The organism is Actinoplanes sp. NPDC051851, assembly GCF_040681165.1.
Classification (GTDB): domain Bacteria; phylum Actinomycetota; class Actinomycetes; order Mycobacteriales; family Micromonosporaceae; genus Actinoplanes.
This window is the reverse complement of the sequence record NZ_JBFAYF010000038.1, coordinates 1-22643: the sequence shown is the minus strand read 5'-3', so window position 1 is coordinate 22643 and position 22643 is coordinate 1. Positions and strand designations below refer to the sequence as shown.

General features: G+C 71.9%; 20 protein-coding genes. 10 read left to right on the top strand and 10 right to left on the bottom strand.

What is annotated here, in order from left to right; all coding sequences use genetic code 11:
- Positions 1-23: 23 nt before the first annotated feature.
- Complete coding sequence (locus tag AB0M08_RS30415; protein ID WP_364500533.1) at positions 24-422, bottom strand: hypothetical protein; 399 nt, start codon at positions 420-422, stop codon at positions 24-26.
- 116 nt (positions 423-538) lie between these two features.
- Between AB0M08_RS30415 and AB0M08_RS30410 the strand changes: the two genes are divergently transcribed.
- Complete coding sequence (locus tag AB0M08_RS30410; RefSeq protein ID WP_364500530.1) at positions 539-2650, top strand: RecQ family ATP-dependent DNA helicase; 2112 nt, start codon at positions 539-541, stop codon at positions 2648-2650.
- A gap of 347 nt (positions 2651-2997) precedes the next feature.
- Here the strand turns inward: AB0M08_RS30410 and AB0M08_RS30405 are convergent, their stop codons facing one another.
- Both AB0M08_RS30405 and AB0M08_RS30400 read right to left on the bottom strand, forming a co-directional pair.
- On the bottom strand, positions 2998-3456 hold the full coding sequence (locus AB0M08_RS30405) for a GNAT family N-acetyltransferase (protein ID WP_364500527.1): 459 nt from the start codon (positions 3454-3456) through the stop codon (positions 2998-3000).
- 130 nt (positions 3457-3586) lie between these two features.
- On the bottom strand, positions 3587-4582 hold the full coding sequence (locus tag AB0M08_RS30400; RefSeq protein ID WP_364500525.1) for a hypothetical protein: 996 nt from the start codon (positions 4580-4582) through the stop codon (positions 3587-3589).
- A 68-nt stretch (positions 4583-4650) separates the two neighbouring features.
- Between AB0M08_RS30400 and AB0M08_RS30395 the strand changes: the two genes are divergently transcribed.
- Both AB0M08_RS30395 and AB0M08_RS30390 read left to right on the top strand, forming a co-directional pair.
- Complete coding sequence (locus AB0M08_RS30395) at positions 4651-4950, top strand: metal-sensitive transcriptional regulator (protein WP_364500522.1); 300 nt, start codon at positions 4651-4653, stop codon at positions 4948-4950.
- Positions 4951-4962: 12 nt separating this feature from the next.
- Positions 4963-5973 (top strand): hypothetical protein, encoded by a 1011-nt coding sequence (locus tag AB0M08_RS30390; protein WP_364500520.1) that lies wholly within the window; start codon positions 4963-4965, stop codon positions 5971-5973.
- On the opposite strand, the gene AB0M08_RS30385 is transcribed toward AB0M08_RS30390, so the two are convergent.
- Positions 5966-7108 (bottom strand): SAM-dependent methyltransferase, encoded by a 1143-nt coding sequence (locus AB0M08_RS30385; RefSeq protein WP_364500517.1) that lies wholly within the window; start codon positions 7106-7108, stop codon positions 5966-5968. The two genes, AB0M08_RS30390 and AB0M08_RS30385, sit on opposite strands and share 8 nt — an antisense overlap.
- Positions 7109-7226: 118 nt before the next feature.
- Here AB0M08_RS30385 and AB0M08_RS30380 point away from each other — a divergent pair, with 118 nt between their 5' ends.
- Positions 7227-7883: a biliverdin-producing heme oxygenase gene (locus tag AB0M08_RS30380; RefSeq protein ID WP_364500514.1), complete on the top strand. Its 657-nt coding sequence runs from the start codon at positions 7227-7229 to the stop codon at positions 7881-7883.
- 92 nt (positions 7884-7975) lie between these two features.
- On the opposite strand, the gene AB0M08_RS30375 is transcribed toward AB0M08_RS30380, so the two are convergent.
- From AB0M08_RS30375 to AB0M08_RS30365, 3 genes are all read right to left on the bottom strand, one after another.
- Positions 7976-9781: a DEAD/DEAH box helicase gene (locus AB0M08_RS30375; RefSeq protein ID WP_364500511.1), complete on the bottom strand. Its 1806-nt coding sequence runs from the start codon at positions 9779-9781 to the stop codon at positions 7976-7978.
- Between the two features lie 231 nt (positions 9782-10012).
- Positions 10013-10237 carry a DUF3107 domain-containing protein gene (locus AB0M08_RS30370; protein ID WP_364500508.1) on the bottom strand — a complete coding sequence of 75 codons (225 nt, stop codon included), beginning with the start codon at positions 10235-10237 and terminating at the stop codon, positions 10013-10015.
- Positions 10238-10274: 37 nt separating this feature from the next.
- Entirely contained in the window at positions 10275-10937 is a 663-nt protein-coding gene (locus tag AB0M08_RS30365) for a TetR/AcrR family transcriptional regulator (protein WP_364500506.1), read from the bottom strand.
- A gap of 571 nt (positions 10938-11508) precedes the next feature.
- On the opposite strand from AB0M08_RS30365, the gene AB0M08_RS30360 reads away from it, so the two are divergent.
- The 3 genes from AB0M08_RS30360 (at position 11509) to AB0M08_RS30350 (ending at position 14936) form a co-directional block, all read left to right on the top strand.
- Positions 11509-13005 carry a Daple gene (locus AB0M08_RS30360; protein ID WP_364500503.1) on the top strand — a complete coding sequence of 499 codons (1497 nt, stop codon included), beginning with the start codon at positions 11509-11511 and terminating at the stop codon, positions 13003-13005.
- Complete coding sequence (locus AB0M08_RS30355) at positions 13005-13964, top strand: alpha/beta hydrolase (protein WP_364500500.1); 960 nt, start codon at positions 13005-13007, stop codon at positions 13962-13964. The genes AB0M08_RS30360 and AB0M08_RS30355 overlap by 1 nt, the downstream gene beginning before the upstream one ends.
- A gap of 66 nt (positions 13965-14030) precedes the next feature.
- Positions 14031-14936, top strand: a complete 906-nt coding sequence (locus AB0M08_RS30350; RefSeq protein WP_364500497.1) for a DUF3152 domain-containing protein — start codon at positions 14031-14033, stop codon at positions 14934-14936.
- Positions 14937-15535: 599 nt separating this feature from the next.
- On the opposite strand, the gene AB0M08_RS30345 is transcribed toward AB0M08_RS30350, so the two are convergent.
- A complete protein-coding gene (locus tag AB0M08_RS30345; protein ID WP_364500494.1) occupies positions 15536-16075 on the bottom strand; it encodes a hypothetical protein in 540 nt (179 codons plus the stop codon).
- A 316-nt stretch (positions 16076-16391) separates the two neighbouring features.
- Between AB0M08_RS30345 and AB0M08_RS30340 the strand changes: the two genes are divergently transcribed.
- The 3 genes from AB0M08_RS30340 (at position 16392) to AB0M08_RS30330 (ending at position 20896) form a co-directional block, all read left to right on the top strand.
- Positions 16392-18602 carry a DUF3152 domain-containing protein gene (locus AB0M08_RS30340; protein WP_364500697.1) on the top strand — a complete coding sequence of 737 codons (2211 nt, stop codon included), beginning with the start codon at positions 16392-16394 and terminating at the stop codon, positions 18600-18602.
- A gap of 108 nt (positions 18603-18710) precedes the next feature.
- Positions 18711-19892, top strand: a complete 1182-nt coding sequence (gene moeZ, locus AB0M08_RS30335) for an adenylyltransferase/sulfurtransferase MoeZ (protein ID WP_364500492.1) — start codon at positions 18711-18713, stop codon at positions 19890-19892.
- Between the two features lie 200 nt (positions 19893-20092).
- Complete coding sequence (locus AB0M08_RS30330; RefSeq protein WP_364500489.1) at positions 20093-20896, top strand: prenyltransferase/squalene oxidase repeat-containing protein; 804 nt, start codon at positions 20093-20095, stop codon at positions 20894-20896.
- Positions 20897-21070: 174 nt separating this feature from the next.
- Here AB0M08_RS30330 and AB0M08_RS30325 read toward each other — a convergent pair whose 3' ends face one another.
- The gene (locus tag AB0M08_RS30325; protein WP_364500487.1) at positions 21071-22315 is read right to left on the bottom strand and encodes a glutamate-5-semialdehyde dehydrogenase; all 1245 of its coding nucleotides are present in this window, start codon (positions 22313-22315) and stop codon (positions 21071-21073) included.
- A gap of 108 nt (positions 22316-22423) precedes the next feature.
- Positions 22424-22643, bottom strand: a 220-nt coding sequence (gene tnpA / locus AB0M08_RS30320) for an IS200/IS605 family transposase (RefSeq protein ID WP_364500485.1), incomplete at its 5' end; no start/stop codon positions are given.

Sequence of the window (22643 nt, the reverse complement as noted above, 5' to 3'; positions counted from 1 at the left end):
CCGGCTTGATGAGGCGCCGGTTTTCAGGCGCCGGCTCCGGTGAAGGGGCCCTCGCCGGGGCGGTTGGTGCGGAAACGCAGGCCCGACCAGCGGTCGTCGATGGCGACCTGGCCGCACGGGCGCATGTCGAAATCGGCCACGATCGGCCACAGCGTGTCCCGGTTGACGTCCGCCTGGTTGCCCTTCGGATAGGCGATCCAGAAGGCGCCCGGCTTGTCCAGGTCGGCCCGGTGCTCGGTGAGCTGCCGGCGTACGCCGTCCGCGCTCTCCACGAAGAGCACCGCGGTACCGGCGGTGGCCAGCGTTCCGGTCTCCCGTACGCCCTCCGGCATCGGCGTGAGCAGCGGCAACCGGGCCGGCTCGTTGAGCCAGACGGTGGAGTTCGGCTTGATCAGCAACTTCTCGGCGATCGTTGTGCCCATGCCGCCGAGCCTTTCATCTCCCGGGGATCCCGGCTGTGGATAACTCCGGTTCGGTCCGCGACGGCCGGTCTGTGGATGACGCGGGTTCTGTCGGTGGTGGCTGGTAGACATGCCGGGTGGACGAGGAACGGGAGCAAGTGCGGGAGCGCGCCGAGGCGGTGCTGCGCCGGCTGGCCGGTGAGCACGCGAGGCTGCGCGAGGACCAGTGGCGGGCCATCGAGGCGCTCGTCGTGGACCGGCGGCGGGTGCTCTGCGTGCAGCGCACCGGCTGGGGCAAGTCGGCGGTCTACTTCGTCGCCACCGCGCTGCTCCGGGCGGGCGGCTCGGCCGGCCCCACGGTGATCGTGTCGCCGCTGCTCGCGCTGATGCGCAACCAGGTGGAGGCGGCGGCCCGGGCCGGCATCCGGGCCCGCACGATCAACTCGGCCAACCTCGACGAGTGGTCGCTGATCGAGGCGGAGATCCGGGCCGGCGAGGTCGACGTGCTGCTGATCAGCCCCGAGCGGCTGAACAATCCGGACTTCCGCGACAACGTGCTGCCCGGCCTGGCGCACGGCACCGGCCTGCTCGTGGTCGACGAGGCGCACTGCGTCTCGGACTGGGGACACGACTTCCGTCCCGACTACCGCCGCCTGCGCACGTTCCTGGCCGGGCTGCCGGGCCGCACCCCGGTGCTGGCCACCACCGCCACGGCGAACGCGCGGGTCACCGCCGACGTCGCCGACCAGCTGGGCGACGCGCTCGTGCTGCGCGGGCCGCTGGACCGTGACTCGCTGCGCCTCGCCGTGCTGCGGCTGCCCGATCCGGCCACCCGGCTGGCCTGGCTCGCCGACCACCTGGAACGGCTGCCCGGCTCCGGCATCGTCTACACGCTCACCGTCGCGGCGGCCAGCGAGACGGCCGACTTCCTGCGGTCGCGCGGGTTCGCCGTGGCGTCGTACACGGGACAGGTGGAGGACGCGGAGCGCCGCGCCGCCGAGCAGGACCTGCTGGACAACAAGATCAAGGCGCTGGTGGCGACCTCGGCGCTCGGGATGGGCTTCGACAAGCCCGACCTCGGCTTCGTCGTGCACCTCGGTGCGCCACCCTCTCCGATCGCGTATTACCAGCAGGTCGGCCGGGCCGGGCGCGCCGTCGAGCACGCCGAGGTGGTGCTACTCCCGGGCCCGGAGGACGCCGCGATCTGGCGTTACTTCGCCTCGCTCGCGTTCCCGCCCGAGGAGCAGGTGCGCGCCGTGCTGGCCCAGCTCTCGCCGGAGCGCCCGCTCTCCACCCAGGCCCTGGAGCCGCTGGTCGACCTGCGCCGCAACCGGCTGGAGCTGATGCTCAAGGTGCTCGACGTGGACGGCGCCGTCCGGCGGACCCGGGGCGGCTGGCTTTCCACCGGCGAGTCGTGGACGTATGACACCGCCCGCCTGCGCCGGGTCGCCGAGGCCCGGGCGAACGAGCAGAAGACCATGGTGGAGTACGCGACGACGGCCACCTGCCGGATGGAGTTCCTCCGCCGCTGCCTGGACGATCCCGAGGCGGTCCCCTGCGGACGCTGCGACAACTGTGCCGGCCCGCTCTTCGGCGCCGACGTGTCGACCACGGCGCTCTCCTCGGCCGGGGCGTTCCTGGGCCGTCCCGGGGTGGAGATCGCGCCGAAGAAGATGTGGCCGACCGGGATGGCCGCGATCGGCATCACGCTGAAGGGTAAAATCGGCCCGTCCGAGCAGATCGAGCCGGGCCGATCCGTCGGCCGCCTCTCCGACCTGGGCTGGGGTGCCCGGCTACGCGGCCTGGTCGCCCTCGACGCCCCGGACGCCCCGATCCCGGACGACCTGGCCGGCGCGGTGGTCGAGGTGCTGAAGTCCTGGGCGCACGGCGAGGACGCGTGGCGCGAACGCCCGGCCGCCGTGGTCGCGGTCGGTTCGCACCGTCATCCACAACTTGTCCACAGCCTCGCCGAGCACATCGCCCGGGTCGGCCGCCTGCCGTTGCTGGGCTCGCTGACCTCGTCGGCCACCGGCCCCGGCGACCTGCGGGGCAACAGCGCGCAGCGGGTCCGGGCCCTGCACGACACCTTCGGCGTACCGCCCGAGATCACCGAGGCGCTTCCGGCCGGCCCGATCCTGCTCGTCGACGACCTGGTCGACTCCGGCTGGACGATGACGCTGGCCGGCCGCGCCCTGCGCCGCGCGGGCGCCTCCGCCGTCCTGCCGTTGGCCCTGGCAGTGGCCGGCTGACGGGGCGCTGGGGATCCACTTTCGCCGCCCGTGCCCTTCCTGCGCCCCTCTGGCGGCTGCGCGCGCACACGATCATGGATCGTGTGCGCCCGACGCCCCTGAATCCGGCTGTTCGTGTACGCCCACGGCCCGGTCCGCGCTGTTCGTGTACGCCCACGGCCCGGCCCGCGCTGATCGTGTACCCGCAGCCCCGCAGCCCCGCAGCCCCGCAGCCCCGCAGCCCCGCAGCCCCGCAGCCCCGCAGCCCCGCCGCCCCGTTGGTGCTGTTCGTGTGCACCCGTTGCCCCAGGAGCGATGGACCGCGGCGCGCCGTGCAGGGCGGGCTGGGCTGGTTGCGGGTGGTGGTGTCAGGACAGTTCGGCGAGGATGGCGGCCTTGGTCGGGCGGTTGTCGATCTCCATGAAACGCTGGGCGCCCTCCAGCGGGGCGAAGCCGGACTTGCGGTACACGCCGTGCGCGTCGCGGGTGGCCAGCAGGAAACGCTGGACGCCGGTCTCGGAGAGGCGCGCCACGATGGTGTCGACCAGCCAGGTGCCCAGGCCGTGGCCGCGGTGCTCCCGGTCGACGAAGACGTCGCAGATCCAGACGAAGGTGGCGCCGTCGGTGACCGCGCGGGCGAAGGCCACCTGACGGTCGCCCTGGAACACCGAGAAGGGCAGCGAGCCCTCGATCGCCCGGGTGGTCACGTCGAGCGCGCGGCCCTTGGCCCAGTACGACTCCTCGGAGAGCCAACTGTGCACCCGCGCGATGTCGACCCGTGTGGCGTCACTCGTGAGTACGTATCCGTCCCGTTCCTGATCTGTCACAGCCGCATGGTGCCACAGCCGGTCAGGAGTCCGGCAGGACCAGCGTCACCGCACCGTCCCGGTCACCGCACCGTCCCGGTCACCGCACCGTCCCGGTCACCGAGCCATTCACGTCACCGTGCCATCCGCGTCATCGAGCCGCTCGGGACTCCGGCGGTTCCCGCGTCACCGCCGCCGCGAGCCGGGCCAGCCATGCTTCGGCGCCACCGTCCAGCCCGCCACCGTCCAGCCCGGCGCCCGTCGGCTCGTCGCGTGTCCGGTCGCCGTGTGTCCGGTCGCCGTGCGTCGGTCCGTGGCTTGTCGGGTCGCCGTCGATTCGCCAGCCGCTGAGCAGCTCCGGGTTCGGCACGGTGCCGACCGCGCCCGCCTCGGCGAGCAGGACCGCGTCGTACAGGTCCTTCGCCGCCGAGGCGCCCCGGCGGGACTGGTCGTCGGCGAGCCAGTGCAGCTTCCACCGCAGGGACAGGTCGCGGCCGGCCGTCCACGCCGCGATCGGCTCCCGCCCGTCCCGCCCCGGCAGCAGGGTCAGCACCGGCGCCTCGGGGAGCGGCTCGTCATACGCGAGGTCCACCTGCACGACCCCGTCATCCTCCCCGTACGGCACCGTCACCCGGGTACCGCCGCCGGTGTAGAAGTCGTAGTCGCTCTCCGACTCCCCGATCCGCCGGTAGCCGATCCTCGCCACGTGCAGCCGCACCCCCTCCGGAGTCCGCGGGTGCTTTTCGATCACGGCCCGGACCTCGTGGTGCACCGGGTCGAGCACGCCCTCGAGATCCCGGTCGGTGAGCCAGTGCAGGCCGTCCGGCGGCACGAACGCGCGCTGCCCGCAGGTGTCGAACTCCTCGAACTCCCAGATCTCGTTCCGCCGGCCGCCGTGCACGATCTCCGGCCAGTGCTGCACTGGGCGGATGCGTGCGAAGTACGGGTACGGCCAGTGCCGGACGACGGGCACCAGAGGCGCCGGGCGGACCACGAAATCCAGATCGCGCGGCGGCCGCGCGAGGTCGCCGACCCAGGCCGCCATCGTCGCGCTGCCCCGCAGCACCAGGACGTCCCCGAGATGCGACTCGCAGATCAACCGGAGCACATGATCCAGCGCCGATCGCCGAGCCTCGTCACCCTCCACACCCGCGCACGCTAGCGCCGGGGTACGACAAACTTCCGCCGATACCTGCCGGGGGTACGCTGGACGGCGTGTCGGACGATTCGCATGCCGGGCCACACGGCTATTCCGGCGACAAGGCCGCCCTGCTCAGCCGCCTGCGCCGGATCGAGGGGCAGATCCGTGGCCTGCAGCGGATGGTCGACGAGGACACGTACTGCATCGATGTGCTGACCCAGATCTCGGCGGCGAAGAGCGCCCTCCAGGCGGTCGCCGTCGGCCTGCTCGAGGACCATCTCGCGCACTGCGTGGTGGACGCGGCCCGCGCCGGCGACCCGACCGCCAAGGTCAAGGAGGCGTCCGACGCGATCGCCCGCCTGATCCGCTCCTGAAGGGGCCCACGGATGTCCAGCCAGCCGGAAAGCCCAACCACCGCCACCTCCGCCGATCCCACCGATGAGGAGATCTTCGGCCACGCGCTGCCGGGCACTCCGCAGGGGCCCGGGTTCCGCTTCGCCGCGACCGGCGCGCTGCTGATCGTGGTCCTCTTCGCGGGCTACGGCCTCGGCCGTCTCAACAACGGCACGTCGTCCCCGTCCGCCGCCGCCCCGGTCGCCACCGCGGCCTCGTCCGGCGCGAGCACGGTGGTCGACGAGAGCAAGCCGCACACGCACGGCACCACCGGCACCGGCCTGACCACGACCGCCGGCGCCGCGGTCGGTGGCCTCTCCCTCTCCGACGGCGGCCTCACCCTCACCCCGAAGACCACGATCCTGCAGGCCGGCAGGGAGCAGCGGCTGGAGTTCACCATCCAGGGCCCCGGTGGCGCCCCGGTCACCACGTACGCGATCGTCCACGACAAACCGCTGCACCTGATCGTGGCCCGCCGCGACCTCACCGGCTTCCAGCATCTGCATCCGACGATGTCCGCCGACGGCACGTGGGGCATCGACCTCACGCTCGGCGAGCCCGGCGTCTACCGGATGATCGCCGACTTCACCGCGCTCGTCGGCGGAGCACAGCTGGCCGTCGCGCTCGGCACCGACCTGACGGTCGCGGGCGGCTATGCGCCGGTCACCCTGCCTGCCCCGTCCCGCTCCGCGTCCGTCTCCGGCTTCACCGTCACGTACGAGGGAACGCCCACCACGACCGCAGTCCAGCCGGTCCTGATGACCGTCACCGGCCCCGGTGGGGAGCCGGCCGCCGTCGAGCCGTACCTCGGCGCCTACGGCCACCTGGTGGCCCTCCGCCAGGGCGATCTCGCCTACGTCCACATCCACCCGGAACAGCAGCTGATCGACGGCAAGGTCAAGTTCTGGATCACCGCTCCGAGCCCCGGCGCGTACCGCTTGTACTTCGACTTCCAGGTCGCGGGCCGGGTCCACACCGCCGAGTGGACGCTGACCGTCAGCTGAGCATCCGGGAGAGCGCCGGCGTCACGCTCCACTGAGCGGTCAGGGACGCGTACTCGGCGCGCTGGGCCTCGGTCGGCGCGCCACCGGTCAGGCGAGCGCGCAGCATCAGGTTGCGTGGGGTGTGTGCCGAGTCGATGAACTCGACGACGTCGACCCGGTAGCCGCGCAGGCGGAGCAGGGCGGCCCGGAGCGAGTCGGTGAGCACGTCGGCGAAGCGTTCGCGCAGGATGGCGTGCTTGACGAACTCGCCGTACGGAGCGGGAGCGCCACCCGCCTTGAGCTGGGCGGCGATGTCGTGGTGGCAGCACGGCGCGGCCAGCACCCAGTCGGCCTCCCAGCGGACCGCGCGGGCCAGCGCCTGGTCGGTCGCCGTGTCGCAGGCGTGCAGGGCCAGTACCAGATCGGGGGAGAACGGCAGGTCCGCGTCCTCGATCGTGCCGGCCACGAACGTGACGTCGGCCGCGCAGCCGAGCTCCTCGGCCACCGCGGTGTTGCGGACGCGCTGGTCCTCGCGGACGTCGACGCCGACCACCTGGACGGTGGCGCCACGGGCGGCGAGATAGCGGTACGCCGCGAAGGTCAGGTACGCGTTGCCGCAGCCCAGGTCGACCACGCGCAGCGGGGACGGCAGGGTGTCGGGGAGCGTGGCGGCCAGCGCGCGCAGGAAGGCGTCGATCTGGCGGCGCTTGGCCGCGTTGCCGCCGATCACGGTGAAGAGCGGGTCGCCCGGGTCGAGCAGCCACTGCTTGGCGCGGTCGTGCTGCTGCGGCGCCGAGGGCGCGGGTGCGGTGGCCGCGGCGCGGTGGATCTGGGCGTCACCCTTCTTGGTGATGCGGACCTGGACGGTGGCCGCGTCGGTCTCCACGTGCCAGTTGCCGAACGGCTCGGCGAGCAGTTCGTCGATCGCGGCGGCCGCCTCGGCACCCGGCTCGACATTGCGGGTGAACGGGCGGGCGCCGTCATCCGTCACGATCTGCAGGTGCGGACCACTCTTCAAGGTCACCGGGCGCAGTTGGGCCCGGGTCACCGAGGGGGAGTGCCCGCGGCGGCGGCCGGCGGCGACGGCGCGGGTCAGGCCGGGGGCGAGCAGGAGCTCCCGGACCTCGGCGAGGGCTTGGTCGAGCGGTTGTGGCATGGCTTCATTCTGCCGTGCCGGTTAATCACCCCGAAGGAATGCTCCTTCAGGGATGTGGATATCGCGCGGCAGCGATATGTTGACTGATCGTCAGCGGTGAGAGACGAGGTGTCGTCCGATGTCGTTCCTGGCCCATCCGACGCAGACGGCGCGGCTCGCCGACCGGTTGCGGGAGCGCACCCGGGAGGCGAACGCCCGTGCGCAGCGGAGCCGGTTCATCGACGGGCTCGCTCAGGGGCGGTTGCCGCTGGCGGCGTACGCCGAATTGGCTGCTCAGCACTGGTTCATCTACGAGTCTCTCGAGCTGGCGAGCGAGGCGATGGCCGACGATCCGGTGGCCGGGCGGTTCGTCTTCCCGGAGCTGTTCCGGCTGCCGTCGCTGGAGGCCGACCTCACGTTCATGCAGGGCCCGATGTGGCACGACCGGATCGTGGCGCTGCCGACCACCGGGACGTACTGCACGCGGATCCGGGAGGCGGCCTTCGACCGGGCGACCGGGTATGTCGCACATCACGCTACGCGGTACCTGGGCGATCTCGCCGGTGGCCAGTGGCTGGGCGCGAAGGTGGTCGGGGCGTACCTGTTCCGGCGGGAGGGCTACCGGTTCTTCGTCTTCGAAGGGGTCGAGCCGGAGCGGATCCGGGCGCGGTATCGGGACCTGCTCAACACCACGCCCTGGAGCCGGTCGGAGCAGGACGCGTTCCTGGACGAGGTGGACGCCGCCTTCCAGCTGAACATCGCCGTCCTGGCCGAGCTGGAATCCCGCTGGACCTGACGAAAGCGGCCCGGGAACGAGAACGGCCCGGGAACGAGAACGGCACGGGACCTGAAACGGTCCCGTGCCATCTACAGCCAGATCAGAAGCGGTCAGGCCTCCGCGCCGCTGTCGGCCGCCTCGGTGCTGCGAGCCGTGGTGCGCCGCCGCCGGCGACGCGGTGCCGCGGCCTCACCGTCGGCGGGAGCCGCCGCACCGGCGTCCGCCACGACGACGTCCGCGACGGCGGGAGCCGCCACGACGGCGTCCGGGGCCGTGGGCGCCCCGTCCGGGGAGGGCCCGGCCTCGGCGGTGTCCGAGAAGAGCAGCGACGTCGCGGGAGCGGACGTGCGGCGGCGCCGGGTCCGGGCGCGCGGTGCCGGGTCCGCCTCTTGAGCGACCTCGGTGGGGGTCTCGGGCGTACTCGGGGAAAGGTCTTCGGAGACCCGGCGGCGACGACGCTGGCGCTTGGGACGCTCGGTCCCCTCCTCCGCGGAGGAGGAATCGGAGGACGGCCCGGTGGTGTCGGACGGAGCGGAACCACCGCGGGTCCGGCCGCCGCCACCGGTGCGGCCACCACGGCCGTTACGGCCACCCGGCCGGCGACCGGTGCCGCCCAGGTCCTCCTCGATCTCGGCGGAGAGCCCGGCCCGGCTGCGTTCCGCGGTCGGCAGCGTGCCCGAGATGTCGGTCGGGATGTCCAGGTCGGCGTAGAGGGCCGGCGAGGTGTGGTAGGTCTCCGGCGGCTCCGGCATCGACAGGCCGAGCGACTTGTCGATCAGGACCCAGCGCGGCATGTCCTCCCAGTCGACGAAGGTGACCGCGCAGCCGGTGGCGCCGGCCCGGCCGGTACGCCCGATCCGGTGCGTGTAGGTCTCCGGGTCCTCCGGGCAGTCGTAGTTGATCACGTGCGTGACGCCGGAGACGTCGAGACCGCGGGCCGCGACGTCGGTGGCGACCAGCACGTCGATCTTGCCGCCGCGGAACGCCCGCAGGGCGCGCTCGCGAGCGCCCTGGCCCAGGTCACCGTGGACGGCGGCGACCGCGAACCCGCGGAAGTCGAGGTCCTCGGCGACCCGGTCGGCGGCCCGCTTGGTCCGCGTGAAGATCATCGTGAGGCTCCGGCCGCGGGCCTGCAGGATGCGCGCCACCATCTCCAGCTTGTTCAGCGGGTGGGTGCGGTAGACGACCTGCTTGGTGAGCGGCGAGGGGCCGCTCTCCGTGGTGTGACCGGCGTGGATGGTGACCGGGTTGTGCAGGAAGCGCCGGGAGAGCGCGACGATCGGGTCCGGCATGGTCGCCGAGAAGAGCATGGTCTGCCGCTTCTCGGGGAGCATCGCCAGGATCTTCTCGACGTCGTCGAGGAACCCGAGGTCGAGCATCCGGTCGGCCTCGTCGAGCACCAGTGCGGTGACCGAGTTCAGCTTCAGATGCTTCTGCTTGGCCAGGTCGAGCAGGCGGCCGGGGGTGCCGACCAGGATCTCGACGCCCTTCTTCAGGGTGTCGACCTGCGGCTCGTACGCGACGCCGCCGTAGATCGGCAGCACCCGGACGCCCCGCGTGCTGCCCGCGGCGGCGAGGTCGCGTGCCACCTGGAGGCCCAGCTCCCGGGTGGGCACGACGATCAGGGCCTGCGGCTTGCCGTCGGCGCCCTCGGCGGGGGAGGTGACCCGCTCCAGCAGGGGGAGGCCGAAGCCGAGGGTCTTGCCGGTGCCGGTCGGGGCCTGGCCGATCAGGTCGGTGCCGCGCAGGGCGATCGGAAGTGCGTACTCCTGGATCGCGAAGGCGTGCGTGATGCCCGCCGTCGCCAGCGCCTCGACGGTCTCCGGACGGACACCCAGCTCAGCGAAGGTGGGGCTGTCCGGACGGACGGGGGCGCGATTCGTTACGGGGATCAGTGCTTGCTCATTGTCGGTCATGAAGTTTTACGGGTGCCCTCTCGTGGTGCGCCCGTTGGAGTCTCTAAGGGCGCGGTCTGAATAAAGCGCGGGCCGCACGCCCGAAGGCGGGCCACACGCGGGGCCGTCGAGTTGACAAATCGACGTCGACGGCGACAAGGGCCACTCTACCTGACCCTCTACCAGACGCACCCATGAGCAGTTATTGGAGGGCACCCTGTGAGCAGGGTGCCCTCCTGATACCTCGGATTTTCAGCGAGTCGTGAAACCGAACGGCCGGTGCGAAGCTTCGGCGATCTCCACGTACGCCAGCTTGGCGACCGGGATGATCACCTTGCGGCCCTTCTCGTCCGTGAGCGACAGGACGCCGTCCTTGGCGAGGGCCTCGGACACGGCCTGCTCGACCTCCGACGGGGTCTGGGCGCTCTCCAGCACCAGCTCACGCGGCGAATGCTGCACGCCGATCTTGACCTCCACGGAGTCCTCCTCTGTCAACCGTCTACCGATCGAAAGGCTATCCGATTTCCGGGGGCGTACCTGCCGTTGAACCACCCTGCAAGGGGAAGCTCGCGATCCCGCGCCAGATCAGAGCGGCTACGAGCGACTCGGCTTCAGCTTTCGGCGTACGCCGGCCGTTCGCCAGCCAGTGCTGGGCGGCCCCTCCGGAGGCGCCCGCGAGCCCGGCCGCGAGCAGCTGAGCCTGGTCCGGGCGGAGGCCGGTATCCGAGATGATGGTCTCGGTCAGCGCCTCGGTGCAGCCCTTCTCGACCCGCTCCACCCGCTCGCGGACCTGCGGATCGTTGCGCAGGTCGGACTCGAAGACCAGGCGGAACGCCTCGCTTTCGTGGTCCATGAAGTCGAAGTACGCCCGGACGGCGCCCTTGACCCGCTCCTTGTTGTCCTGCGTGGCCGCCATCGCGGTGCGCACCTTGGCGATTATCGCGTCACAGTGCGTGTCCAGCAGGGCCAGGTAGAGCTCCAGTTTGCCGGGGAAGTGCTGGTACAACACCGGCTTGGAGACGCCGGCGCGCTCCGCGATGTCGTCCATCGCCGCGGCGTGGTAGCCGTGGGCGACGAAGATCTGCTGCGCGGCGGCCAGCAACTGCTTGCGGCGTGCCGATCGCGGCAGGCGAGTGGGGCGTGCGGCCGGTGCCGCCCCGCTGGACGCGGCGGTCATTTCTGTGTACCTCCAGGGGGTCGGTCCCCGCGGTTCGTCGTCACGGACTGCCCGTATCGGCGCTTGTCGCGGTCGTGCGGGCAATTGTCGCGACGCTGCAACTTATCGCCACTCCCACCACACGGTAGCCTCAGCGGGGGCGAGCGAGGAGCACGCGGTGGATGAAACAGGGCATTCCGGAGACACCGGAGCCGCGGGTAGCGGCAACGGTGCCGACTCGCGTGACCGCGTACGGGTGAACGGGTGGGGCAACGCTGCCGACAATCCGTGGTCCCACGCGGGCGCGACGCGCGAACAGGAGACAGAGGTACCGCCGTGGCGACGTTTCCCCCCGGCGCAGCAGTCCACTGATGACGTTCCCCCTTCCGAGCAGCCCTCGCCGTGGAACCCCGAGCGCAGCCGCCTAGCCGACATTCTGGGCCACCGGCGGCAGACTCCGACGGATCCGGGTCCGGTCGCCACGCCGACCTCCGGCTCCGGCTCGCGCGGCTTCGACGGTCCGTCACCGAGCAGTGCACCCCCTTTCCCGTACGAAGGGGACCTGGACGACACGTACCGCGACAAACCACCGGTGGTGTCCCAGCGGGCCTCGGTGCCGATGAGCCGGCCCGGCCGTCCGGAGGAGCCCATCCGCTCGCGGCACGCCCTGGTCAACGACGTGCTGGCGCAGGGCCTACCCCAGGTCTCCCCGGCACCCGTGGGGGACCAGCGATCGGTGGACAACGAGCCCGGACCGGCGGCGGCGAAGTACGATTCACCAGGCTTCCCGCGTCGCGGCTACGAACCGCCGGCGCCGGTCTCCTTCCCGCCATCACCCCTGGACGGTCCTCCGCCGCCCGCGCTCAGCGAGCCGAGCGGAGCACTGCCCCAGCGCGTACCGGCCCAGCCGGACGTGCCCCGAGTTCCGGAGCCGCCCTCCGTGGAGCCATCGGCCGAAGCGCCCGCACTGGCGCGCATCGCGACGCATCTGCGCCGCGGTGACGTGGTGCCCGCGCAGGAGCGCGAGGAGGGCTTCGACGTGCAGGCCATCCTCGCCGCCGTCCGCGAGGTCGCCGGGGTCCGGGACGCGTCGCTGCGGGCCACCCCGGCGGGTGCGCACAGCCTCCGGCTGGACCTCTCGGACGGCGCGGACCCGGCCGAGGTGAGCCGCCAGGTGGCCCGTCTCCTGCAGGACCGGATGGGCCTGGACGCGGCGCCGCCGATGGACGCGCCGCCCCCGCCGTTCGTGCCGGGCCAGGCGACCCGGGCCGGTCGTGCCACGGTGAAGCCGATCACCCCGATCGCGCCCGCCTCGGCGCCGCCGATCGCCTCCGCTTCGGCCCCGCCGGTCACCCCGGCCTCCGCCCCGCCGGCGACCGCCCCGGTCTCGGCCGCTCCGGTCTCCGCGGCGCCGCTGCACCCCTCGGCGCCGCTGCACTCCCCGGGCGGACCGTTGCTCTCGCCGGGCGGCCCACTGCTCGCCCCGGGCGGACCACTGCACTCGCCGACCCCGCTGTACGCGCCAGGCCCGCCGCACTCGACGGGCCCGGTGCCATCGACGAGCCCGCTGCCGACCCGGCCCGCCGAGGCGAAGCCCGAGCCGAAGGCCGCGCCCGCCCCGACGATCCTCTCGCCGGCGGACCTGACCAAGCCTCGGCCGCTCGACCCGGGCGATCACCCCGGCCCGCGCGTGATCATCGAGAACGTGCACGTCAACACGTCCGGCGCGGACGCCACCGTCGAGGTCCGGCTGCGGGCCGGGTCGCGTACGGCGTCCGGCACGGCCACCGGCCCGGCGGTCGACGGCTACCTCCTCCGGCTCTGCGCGACGGCGACCGGGGGCGCGATCGACGAGCTGCTCTCCACGTCCCGGCACGAGGAGGGACCGGCCCGCTGCTTCGTCGAGCACGCGGCCGCGGTCTCCTTCGGGCAGTCCCAGGTGGCCGTGGTGGTGCTGCTGCTCTCGTCCAGCGGTGGCTGGGTCGAGCAGCTGGCCGGCTCGGCCGTGGTCACCGGTGACGAGCGGCACGCCATGGTTCGCGCCACACTCGCCGCGGTCAACCGCCGACTCGAGGCACTCTTGGCGTGATGAAGGGTGCGCTTCTGGCCGACGACAGCACGCTGTTGCCGGATGGTGAGGTTCCGCCCCCGTGGCCCGCGCGCCGGGTCACGGTCGGCGGCGCGATGCTCCACGTGCGCGACACCCCGGCGCTGCGCCCGGGTGCCGAGCCGGCCGTCTACGTGCACGGCCTCGGCGGCTCCTCGCAGAACTTCACCGATCTGGCCGGCCTGCTCGCCGACCGCCTCGACGGCCAGGCGGTCGACCTGCCCGGCTTCGGCTACAGCGACCCCAGCCGGCGGTACTCGATCTCCTCGTTCGCGACCACGCTGATCGGCTACCTGGAGGACTCCGGCCGCGGCCCGGTCCACCTGATCGGCAACTCGCTCGGCGGCTCCATCTCGGTCCGGGTCGCGGCGCTCCGCCCCGACCTGGTCCGCAGCCTCACGCTGATCTCCCCGGCGATGCCGTTCCTGGACCCGAGGCGTACGGCACAGGGCCCGGTGCTCCCCCTGCTCGCCCTGCCCGGCGCGGAACGGCTGATGGCCTGGGCGCTGACCCGGATCACCGCCGAGCAGATGGCCGAACAGGTCCTGGCCGCCTGCTTCGGGGACACCGCCAAGGTCCACCCGCAGCGCCGGGCCGAAGCGATGGCGGAGATCCAGCTGCGGTACACCGTGGACCACTATCCCCGGGCGTACCTGGGCACGTTGCGCGGACTGGTGGGGAGCTTCCTGCGGGCGTACCTCCCGGGGGTCAACTCGCAGTGGCGGCTCGCCGCCCGGGTCGAGGCGCCCACCCTGGTGATCGGCGGCCTCAACGACAGGCTGGTCGACCCGCGGGTGCCCGCCCAGGTGGCGAAGGTGGTGCCCGACTCCCGTCTGCTGATCCTGCCCGGCGTCGGCCACGTGGCCCAGATGGAGGTCCCGCGGCTGGTGGCCCGAGGTGTCGTGGCCCTGCTCGACGAGTTGGCGACCGTCACCCGATAGTGGGCCGCGCCGCACCGGTCCGGCTCGACTGGGTGTGAACGGCTCCCATGTGTAACCCTGAGACGGATGATCACCCCTGACCTTTCCGCCCGTGAACCTGACCGGTGGCGTCAGTGGTGGCTCTACCTGCTGTCCGTGGCGATGGTGTTGCTCACGGTGGTGAGCGTGGTGGAGTACAACACGGGTAGGCAGCCGGTCGCCGCCGCGCCGCTCCCGTCCGTCGCCCCCGCGCCGCTCCCGGCCTCCGCCGCCCCCGCGCCGGCCACCTCGGCCCCCGCGACGTCCGCCCCCGCCGATTCCGCGGTCGCCACCTCCGCTCCCGCGACCGAGCAGGCTTCGTCGCTGATCGACGGAGACGTGCTGCAACTCTCCGGCTCGGTGCCCACGCACGCTTCGGGTTCCTTCACGTACGCCACCAAGCGCGGGACGATCATGGGCACCAAGGGCACCCTGCGCCGTTTTCGCGTGGCGGTGGAGAAGGGCAGTGGCGAGGACGTGGACGCCTTCGCCGACCAGGTGGTGAGCACCCTCGGGGACGACCGCAGCTGGATCGGCAACGGCAACCTCCGCCTGCAGATGGTCGGCGGCTCGGACAGCGCGGACTTCACCGTCTACCTGGCCACCCGCAACACCGCCGGGGAGATGTGCCAGCGCGGCGGCACCAACATCCGCATCGGCGGCGTGCCGTACACGTCCTGCCGCACCCCCGGCAAGGCCATCATCAACCTGGACCGCTACCGCAAGTCCGCCACACCGTACATCGAGGCGAAGGTCCCGCTGGCGATCTACCGCAACTACGTCATCAACCACGAGGTGGGCCACGAGCTCGGCCACCACCACGAGGGCTGCCCGAAGTCGGGTGGCCCGGCCCCGGTGATGGTCCAGCAGACGTTGACCCTGCGCGGTTGCGTCCCGTACGCCTGGCCCCGCCGCAACGACCACTCCTTCTCCGGCCCGGCCCTCTCCCGCTGACCCCTCACGACGTCCCTGACCCCGCTGGTCGATTCCGGCGGGATCGTCGCCGCCGGCGGGGTCGCGGGGTGGGCGTTCTCGGTCATGATCGACTACGGGTTTGATCTTGGTGGCTGGTGGTCAGGGGTGTGTCGGCGGGCTTGAGTGACCCGTGAGCGCCAGCTTTCCCGGCGCGGCTGGTATTCGGGGGTCACTCGACGGGTCTGAGACACCCCGGATCGCCAGCCGATCACCCGCGGGCACCGCCCGGCCAGCCACGAAGCCGGGCGGTGCCCTCGCGCGGTCCTCCTGCGGGCCGCCCGCGCACAACGAACACCTCTCGTGCATCGCCGCCGCCCCGATCCGCCCTGATCGTGTGCGGCTGGGGCCCCGTCAACGGTCAAGGCGACGTGTTTCCGCTGGCAGCCCCTTCCGCTCGGATCGTGTCGTCGCGTAGCCCGGATGGCGCTGGTGGGGTGCGGGGGGGTGTGTGATGGAGATGGGGTTTCGTCACTTCCGCACCATGGGGCACTCGTGTGTCGCGGGAGGTGCGTCGGGCGGGGTCAGGGCCGGTTTGCGTTGTGGCCGGGAACTCTGAATCAGCTGTGACAGGCGTCGAGTCATGGCAGGCTGGCCCATGTTATGGCAAACGCGACAAATGCCTCTGATCCCGCGGCCGGAGCTGAGACATCGGCCGGCGGCCGCCGGGCTCGTGCCGGGACGAATCGGTCCAGGGCTACCGGCAAGACGACCGCTGCGGCGAGTGCGACGGCGACCAAGAGTGTCGTCACGGCCTCGACCGAGGCGAAGGCGACTACCCGAGCCAGGCCGGCACCCGAACCGGCCGCGACACCGGCACGCCGATCGAGATCGGTCACGCCGGCCCCCGCCGAACCGGAGACCAAGAAGTCGGCACCGGCTGCCAAGAAGTCGGCGACGGGCCGGTCCACGGCGTCCGCAAAGCCCGCGGCGGCCAAGCCGGCCTCCGCCGCGGCCAAGCCGGGATCGGCTGTGGCCAAGTCGGCTACGGCGGCGGCCTCCGGCAGCGCGAAGACGGCGGGCTCGGCGAAGACGGCGGGCCTAGCGAAGACGGCGGGCTCGGCCAAGACGGCGAGTGCGGCCAAGACGGCGAGTGCGGCCAAGACGGCGAGTGCGGCCAAGTCGGCGGGTAACCCGGCGGTGGGTGAGGCCGTCGGGGCGAAAACGGTCGGGGGAAGCCGGGCGCGGAAGAGCCTCGGCGGTTCGCAGCGGCCGGAGGATGACGCGGCTTCGGTGGCGGAGCGTCCGCGGAAGGCCGTGTTGTCCGCCGTTGATCAGGAGACGGTGAACCGGGGGCGGCATCGGCGGAGTGCTGAGGCGGCCATTCCGGGCGGCGCTGCGGGGAAGCACCGTCGACCGGGAGGACCGGAGATCGGTGAGGCGGCGCGGCATCGGGCCGACACCGGCGCGGCGCCGGCGCATCAGGCCGTGGATCCGATGATGATCTCGCCGGCGCACCGGTACCCGGTCGAGGAGCGGGTCTACACCGCGCCGACCGAGATCGATGAGAACACCGGGCTGCCGCTGGGGATGACCCGGGGCATCCTCGAACTCGCGGCGGAGAGGTTGGCGGCCGCGGCGATTGCGCGTACCCGGGAAGTGGAAGAGGAACCGATCCCGGAGCCCGAACCGGTCGCCGAGATCGAGCCCGCGCGGGAGATCCGCAGGCGGCCGCGGGCCGCACGGTCCGCAGGCGCCGAACACGTGGCCCACGTCGCCGAACCGGCACCACCCGCCGCCGAGTGGGACGACGGAGCACAGACCTACGCCGGGTGGGACGCCGAACCGCAGAACTACGCCGAGTGGAGCGCCGAACCGCAGAACTACGCCGAGTGGACGGAAGAGGCGCAGGCGAACGCCGGCTGGGTCGATGACGCGCCTGTCGACGAGGCGCCGCCTGTCGAAGAGATGTCGGTCGGAGAGGTGCCGCCCCGGGGATGGGACGGCGGGACGGCGGTGGAGAACGAGGCGGGCTGGCTGTCCGGAGCGGAGGCCGAACCGGAACGCCGGGCCGGGCGCGATGCCGTGGCCGGATGGCTCGGTGCCGGGGCCGACCGGCAGCAGACCGTGGAGGAGCCGCGCCGGGAGAGTGTCGGGGCGGTCTGGGGTACCGAGCTGAACCGGCTGGCCGGGAAGGAGACCCGGCCCCGGCGCGGCACCGAGCTGGAACCGCGGCGAGTGGCACCGGCCGAGGTCACCCAGGTGGTGCCGGCACCGTCGGCCTGGCAGGAGGAGCCCGCGGCACGGACCGCCGAGCTGCCGAGGGTGACCGAGTCCCCGGCCGAGCTGCCGAGGGCGGCCGAGCCCTCGGCCCGACCGGAGGCAGACCCGGAGATCGAGGAGGTCCCCGAGGCCCCGGACAACTGGTTCTGGACGCCGGGGGAGCGCCAGGTGGCCGGCCTCCCGGCGACGCTGCGGCTCCCGACCGGCCTGCCCGACGACCGCTGGCACCCGGCCATGGAGGAGCCCGTGCTCGCGGTGCCGGTGCACGCACCGGTCCATCCCGAGCCGATCGCGATAGAGGCCCCGCCGATCCAGGAGGAGCCGCCGATCCAGGAGGCCCCACCGATCCAGGAGGAGCCGCCGATCCGGGAAGCCCTTCCGGTTCAGGAGGCGCCGCGGATTCCGGAGCCGCTGCCGGTCGCCGAGGAACCGGTGCGGAGCGAGGACTACGGCCTCCCCCTGGCGGAACGGTTCGCGCACGCCCAGGCCCGCGCCGGGGCGTCCGCGTACCGCCCGGCCGGCATCGAGCTGATCCGTCCCGAGCAGTCCGTGGCGACCGAGCCCGAGGAGGACGACTCCTTCGAGTTCGAGCCGGAGCCCGAGACCAAGAAGCGCCGTACCCTGCGGCAGCGGCGGCGGACCACGGTGATGGCGTACCTGATGATCGTCGCCCTGGTCCTGGTCGTCGGCCACCAGCTGCGCGAACAGCAGCAGCGGCCGACCGCGGCGGACCGCCAGGCCGCCCAGCGGGCCGCGCAACCCGCGCAGCCCGAGCAGCCGATCGCCGAGCAGCCCGCGGCGGAACAGCCCGACGACGAGAAGATCGGCAAGGCGGAGGGCGTCGAACAGGAGGAGACCGGCGAGGCGGGCGAGTTCCGGTACGCCAAGTCCCGCGGCCCCCTGCTCGGCACCGCCGGAAGCCTGCACCGGTTCAAGGTGGCGGTCGAGGAGACCGTGCCCGACGTCAAGCCCGCCGACTTCGCCGACATGATCGACGACACCCTCGGGGATCAGCGGAGCTGGATCCACGGCGGGCGGCTGGAGCTGCGGCGGGTGCCGGACGGGGCGTCCAACGCGGAGTTCACCGTCTACCTCGCCAGCGCGGCCACCTCCGAGCGGATGTGCGCCGCCGGTGGCCTGCAGACCGAGGGCTTCACCTCGTGCCGGGTGCCGGGCAAGGTGGTGATCAACGCCGAGCGCTGGGCGGACGCGATCCCGGACTACGACGGCAAGCTCGACGACTACCGGCGGTACGCGATCAACCACGAGGTCGGTCACCAGCTCGGGCACGGTCACGAGACCTGCCCCGGCAAGGGTAGGCCGGCGCCGGTGATGATGCAGCAGACGTACGGGCTCGAGGAGTGCACCCCGAACTCGTGGCCCTTCCGGGACGGGAAGCGGTACCAGGGAGAGCCGGTCTCGTGAGTTATTCCTGATCCCGCATGTCGGGCCGGTGTCCGACGTCATGGGCATTCGTACGCCGAACGAGCGAGAATAGGCGGCGATCCTTACCACCTAACCCGGGGAGTGAATGTGGCTCTGCCCCCGCTCGTCGAGCCGGCCGCCGAGCTGAGCATCGACGAGATCCGCCGCTATTCGCGTCACCTGATCATCCCCGACGTCGGGATGGACGGGCAGAAGCGGCTGAAGAACGCCAAGGTGCTCGCGGTCGGCGCGGGCGGCCTCGGCTCGCCGACGCTGCTCTACCTGGCCGCGGCCGGGGTGGGCACGCTCGGCATCATCGACTTCGACACGGTCGACGAGTCCAACCTGCAGCGCCAGATCATCCACGGTGTCTCGGACATCGGCACGCCCAAGGCGGAGTCGGCGGCCCGGAGCATCGCCGAGGTCAACCCGCTGGTGAACGTGGTCATCCACAACACCGCGCTGGACCGCGACAACGTCAAGGAGATCTTCAGCCAGTACGACCTGATCGTCGACGGCACCGACAACTTCGCCACGCGGTACATGGTGAACGACGCCGCCGTGCTGCTCGGCAAGCCGTACGTGTGGGGTTCGATCTACCGCTTCGACGGCCAGGCCTCGGTCTTCTGGGAGGAGCACGGTCCCTGCTACCGCTGCCTCTACCCGGAGCCCCCGCCGCCCGGCATGGTCCCGAGCTGCGCCGAGGGCGGCGTCCTCGGCGTGCTCTGCGCGTCGATCGGCTCGATCCAGGTCAACGAGGCGATCAAGCTGATCACCGGCATCGGTGAGCCGCTCGTCGGCCGGCTGATGGTTTACGACGCCCTGGAGATGGAGTACCGCAAGATCAAGGTTCGCAAGGACCCGAACTGCGTGCTCTGCGGGGACAACCCGACCCTCACCGACCTGATGGACGACTACGAGGACTTCTGCGGCGCGGTCTCCGAGGAGGCGCAGGAGGCCACCCTCAACGCGACCATCACGGCCCGCGAGCTGAAGGACTGGCAGGACTCCGGCAAGGACATCTTCCTGGTCGACGTCCGCGAGCAGGCCGAGTGGGAGATCAACCGGATTCCGGGTGCGACCCTGATCCCCAAGGGCGAGATCCTCAACGGCTCGGCGCTGGCGCAGTTCCCGCAGGACCGTCAGATCGTCCTGCACTGCAAGTCGGGCGTGCGCTCGGCCGAGGCGCTGGCCGCTCTCAAGGCGGCGGGCTTCAAGGACGCCGTGCACGTCCAGGGCGGCATCGTCTCCTGGGTCAACACGGTCGACCCGTCGCTGCCGTCGTACTGAGTCGCTGCCGTCGTACTGAATCCGTCGTACTGAGTAAGGGATATCCGTCGTACTGAGTAAGGGATTCTGACGGACACGTTCACACTGGGGAGTCGCGATCTTGGCTCCTCAGTGTGACAGTGGCGTGACTGAATCGGACCATTGCGACAGATGGCCGAACGGCCGCGCGCGACACAGCTTTCGCAGGTAGCGTCTCCACCGTGGTCGATATCGATGCGGCGATCGGGTACGTGGTGGCCCACGGAGACCCGGTGGAACGCGCCCGGCTCTCCTACCTCCGGACCGGTCAGCCGGCGTCTCAGGAGACGGTCGAGCGCATCGCCGAGGGGCAGATGCCGGAGGGTGGCTGGCCGGCCTCGGCGGAGGGCGAGGTCCCGTCCGTCGACGCCACCTGTTTCCGGCTCGCCGAGCTCGACGACCTGGGCAGCCTCCAGGGCCCGGTGGTGGAGAGCGCGCTGAACTGGCTGGCCGGTGCCCAGCGCGCGGACGGCACCTGGCAGGAGCACGAGGCGCTGAAGGATCAGGCCCCGGCCTGGGCGATGCCCGGCGATCCCGAGGCGACCCTCTACCTGACCTCGGTGGCCGGCTTCTGGCTGACCGCGGCGGCCGTCGAGTCTGATCCCTATCAGACACGTTCCTCCTACGGCGAGGTGCTCGCCAACGCGGCCGGCTTCGTCGTCTCCCAGCTGCGGCCGGACGGCACCTGGCCGTCCTTCCTGGCCGCCGGCTGGCACGCCGCCGGCCTGCTCCACCAGCAGCAGTACTTCTACGAGTCGGCCCGCGTGCAGCAGGTGCTGGGCGAGCGCCTGCCCGACATGGCGCCGGCCGACGTCGCCTCGATGGCGGCCGCGCTGCGCCGGGTCAATCTGGGCGACGACTGGCTGCTGCGCAACGCCCGCAAGCGCCTGGCCGAGACCCAGCGCACCGACGGCGGCTGGGACTCCAACGAGGGCCCGGTCTTCGACGTCAACATCACCCTGACGGCTCTTCGAGCCTGTCGTTAGCCCGGGTTCCGAAACGCGGGCTAAGAGCCTTTTGTCGCATCTAGCTGCGGGGTACAGACCGTCGCTCCCGCCGAGGGCCCCTGCGGGTCTCGCTGGCCGCTGACGCGTCCAGAGCGCGAGACCCTCCGGGGCGACCCGCGTGCGTGGTCACCCCGAAAGGTCAACACCCGCGGATCAGTCCCGGATGTGGCCGTTTCCGGTCACCACGTACTTGGTTGAGGTCAGCTCGGGCAGGCCCATCGGCCCCCGGGCGTGCAGCTTCTGGGTGCTGATGCCGATCTCGGCCCCGAACCCGAACTCGCCGCCGTCGGTGAACCGGGTGGAGGCGTTCACCATCACGGCGGCCGCGTCGACCCCGGCGACGAACCGGCGGGTCGCGGTCACCGACTCGCTGACGATCGCCTCGGTGTGCCCGGTGCCGAAGCGCCGGATGTGGTCGAGAGCGTCGTCCAGCGAGTCGACCACGGCCACCGAGATGTCGGCGGAGAGGTACTCGGTGCCCCAGTCCTCCTCGGTCGCGGCGACCACCTCGTCGGCGTACCCGGCCACCCGGGCGTCCCCGTGCACGGTGACCCCGGCATCGCCCAGCGCGGAGAGGACCAGCGGCAGGAACGTCTCGGCCACCTCGGCGTGCACCAGCAGCGACTCGGCGGCGTTGCAGACCGAGTTGCGCTGGGTCTTCGCGTTGACCGTGATGGCGAGCGCCTTCTCCAGGTCGGCGGCCGCGTCCACGTACACGTGGCAGTTGCCCACGCCGGTCTCGATCACCGGGACCGTGGACTGCTCGACCACCGTCTTGATCAGGTCGGCGCCGCCGCGCGGGATCAGCACGTCGACCAGGCCGCGGGCCCGCATCAGCTCCTTGACCGAATCGCGGGTGGTGGCGTCGAGCAGTTGGATCGTGTCGGCGGGCAGATCGGCGTCGGCGACCGCCTTGCGCAGCACCGACACGATCGCCGCGTTCGACGAGAACGCCGAGCCGGAGCCGCGCAGCAGGGCCGCGTTACCGGACTTCAGGCAGATGCCGGCGGCGTCGGCGGTCACGTTCGGCCGGCCCTCGTAGATCATGCCGACCACGCCGAACGGCACCCGGACCTGGCGCAGCTCCAGCCCGTTGGCGAGCGTCGAGCCGCGCACCACGTCGCCGATCGGGTCGGGCAGGGCGGCGAGCTGGCGCAGCCCGTCGGCCATCGCGGCGATCCGCGCGGGCGTCAGGGCCAGCCGGTCGATCATCGCTTCGGTGATGCCGTTCTCCCGGGCGTTGCGGACGTCCACCTCGTTCGCGGCGACGATGTCGTCGGCCCGCTCGACCAGCCGGTCCGCCATCAGCAGGAGCGCCCGATCCTTCTCCGCGCGGGTCGCACCGGCCAGGTCGATGGCGGCGATCCGGGCCGCGGCCGCCTGCTCCAACACGTTCATCGAGAAGCCTCCGTGGAAACCCCCGGCTTTAGCCGTGGGGAGGAATCGGATTCCCTGCCGAGCAGGTCAGGGGCAGCCCATTCGCCGTCAAGGCGGTTGGGTGTCTGGTCAGACGTTGCGCTGGTTCTCCACATATCTCTTCACGATCTCCAGGGTTGCGCCGCCGACGGTGGCGACGAAGTACGAGTTGGTCCACAGGGTCGGCATCCGCGATTTGAGGTGCGGGAACTCGCTGCGCAGCAGGCGGGAGGAACGGCCCTTGATCTGCTTGACCAGCCGGTGGATGCCGTATTGCGGGTCGCAGGTGACCTGTAGGTGCACCTGGTCG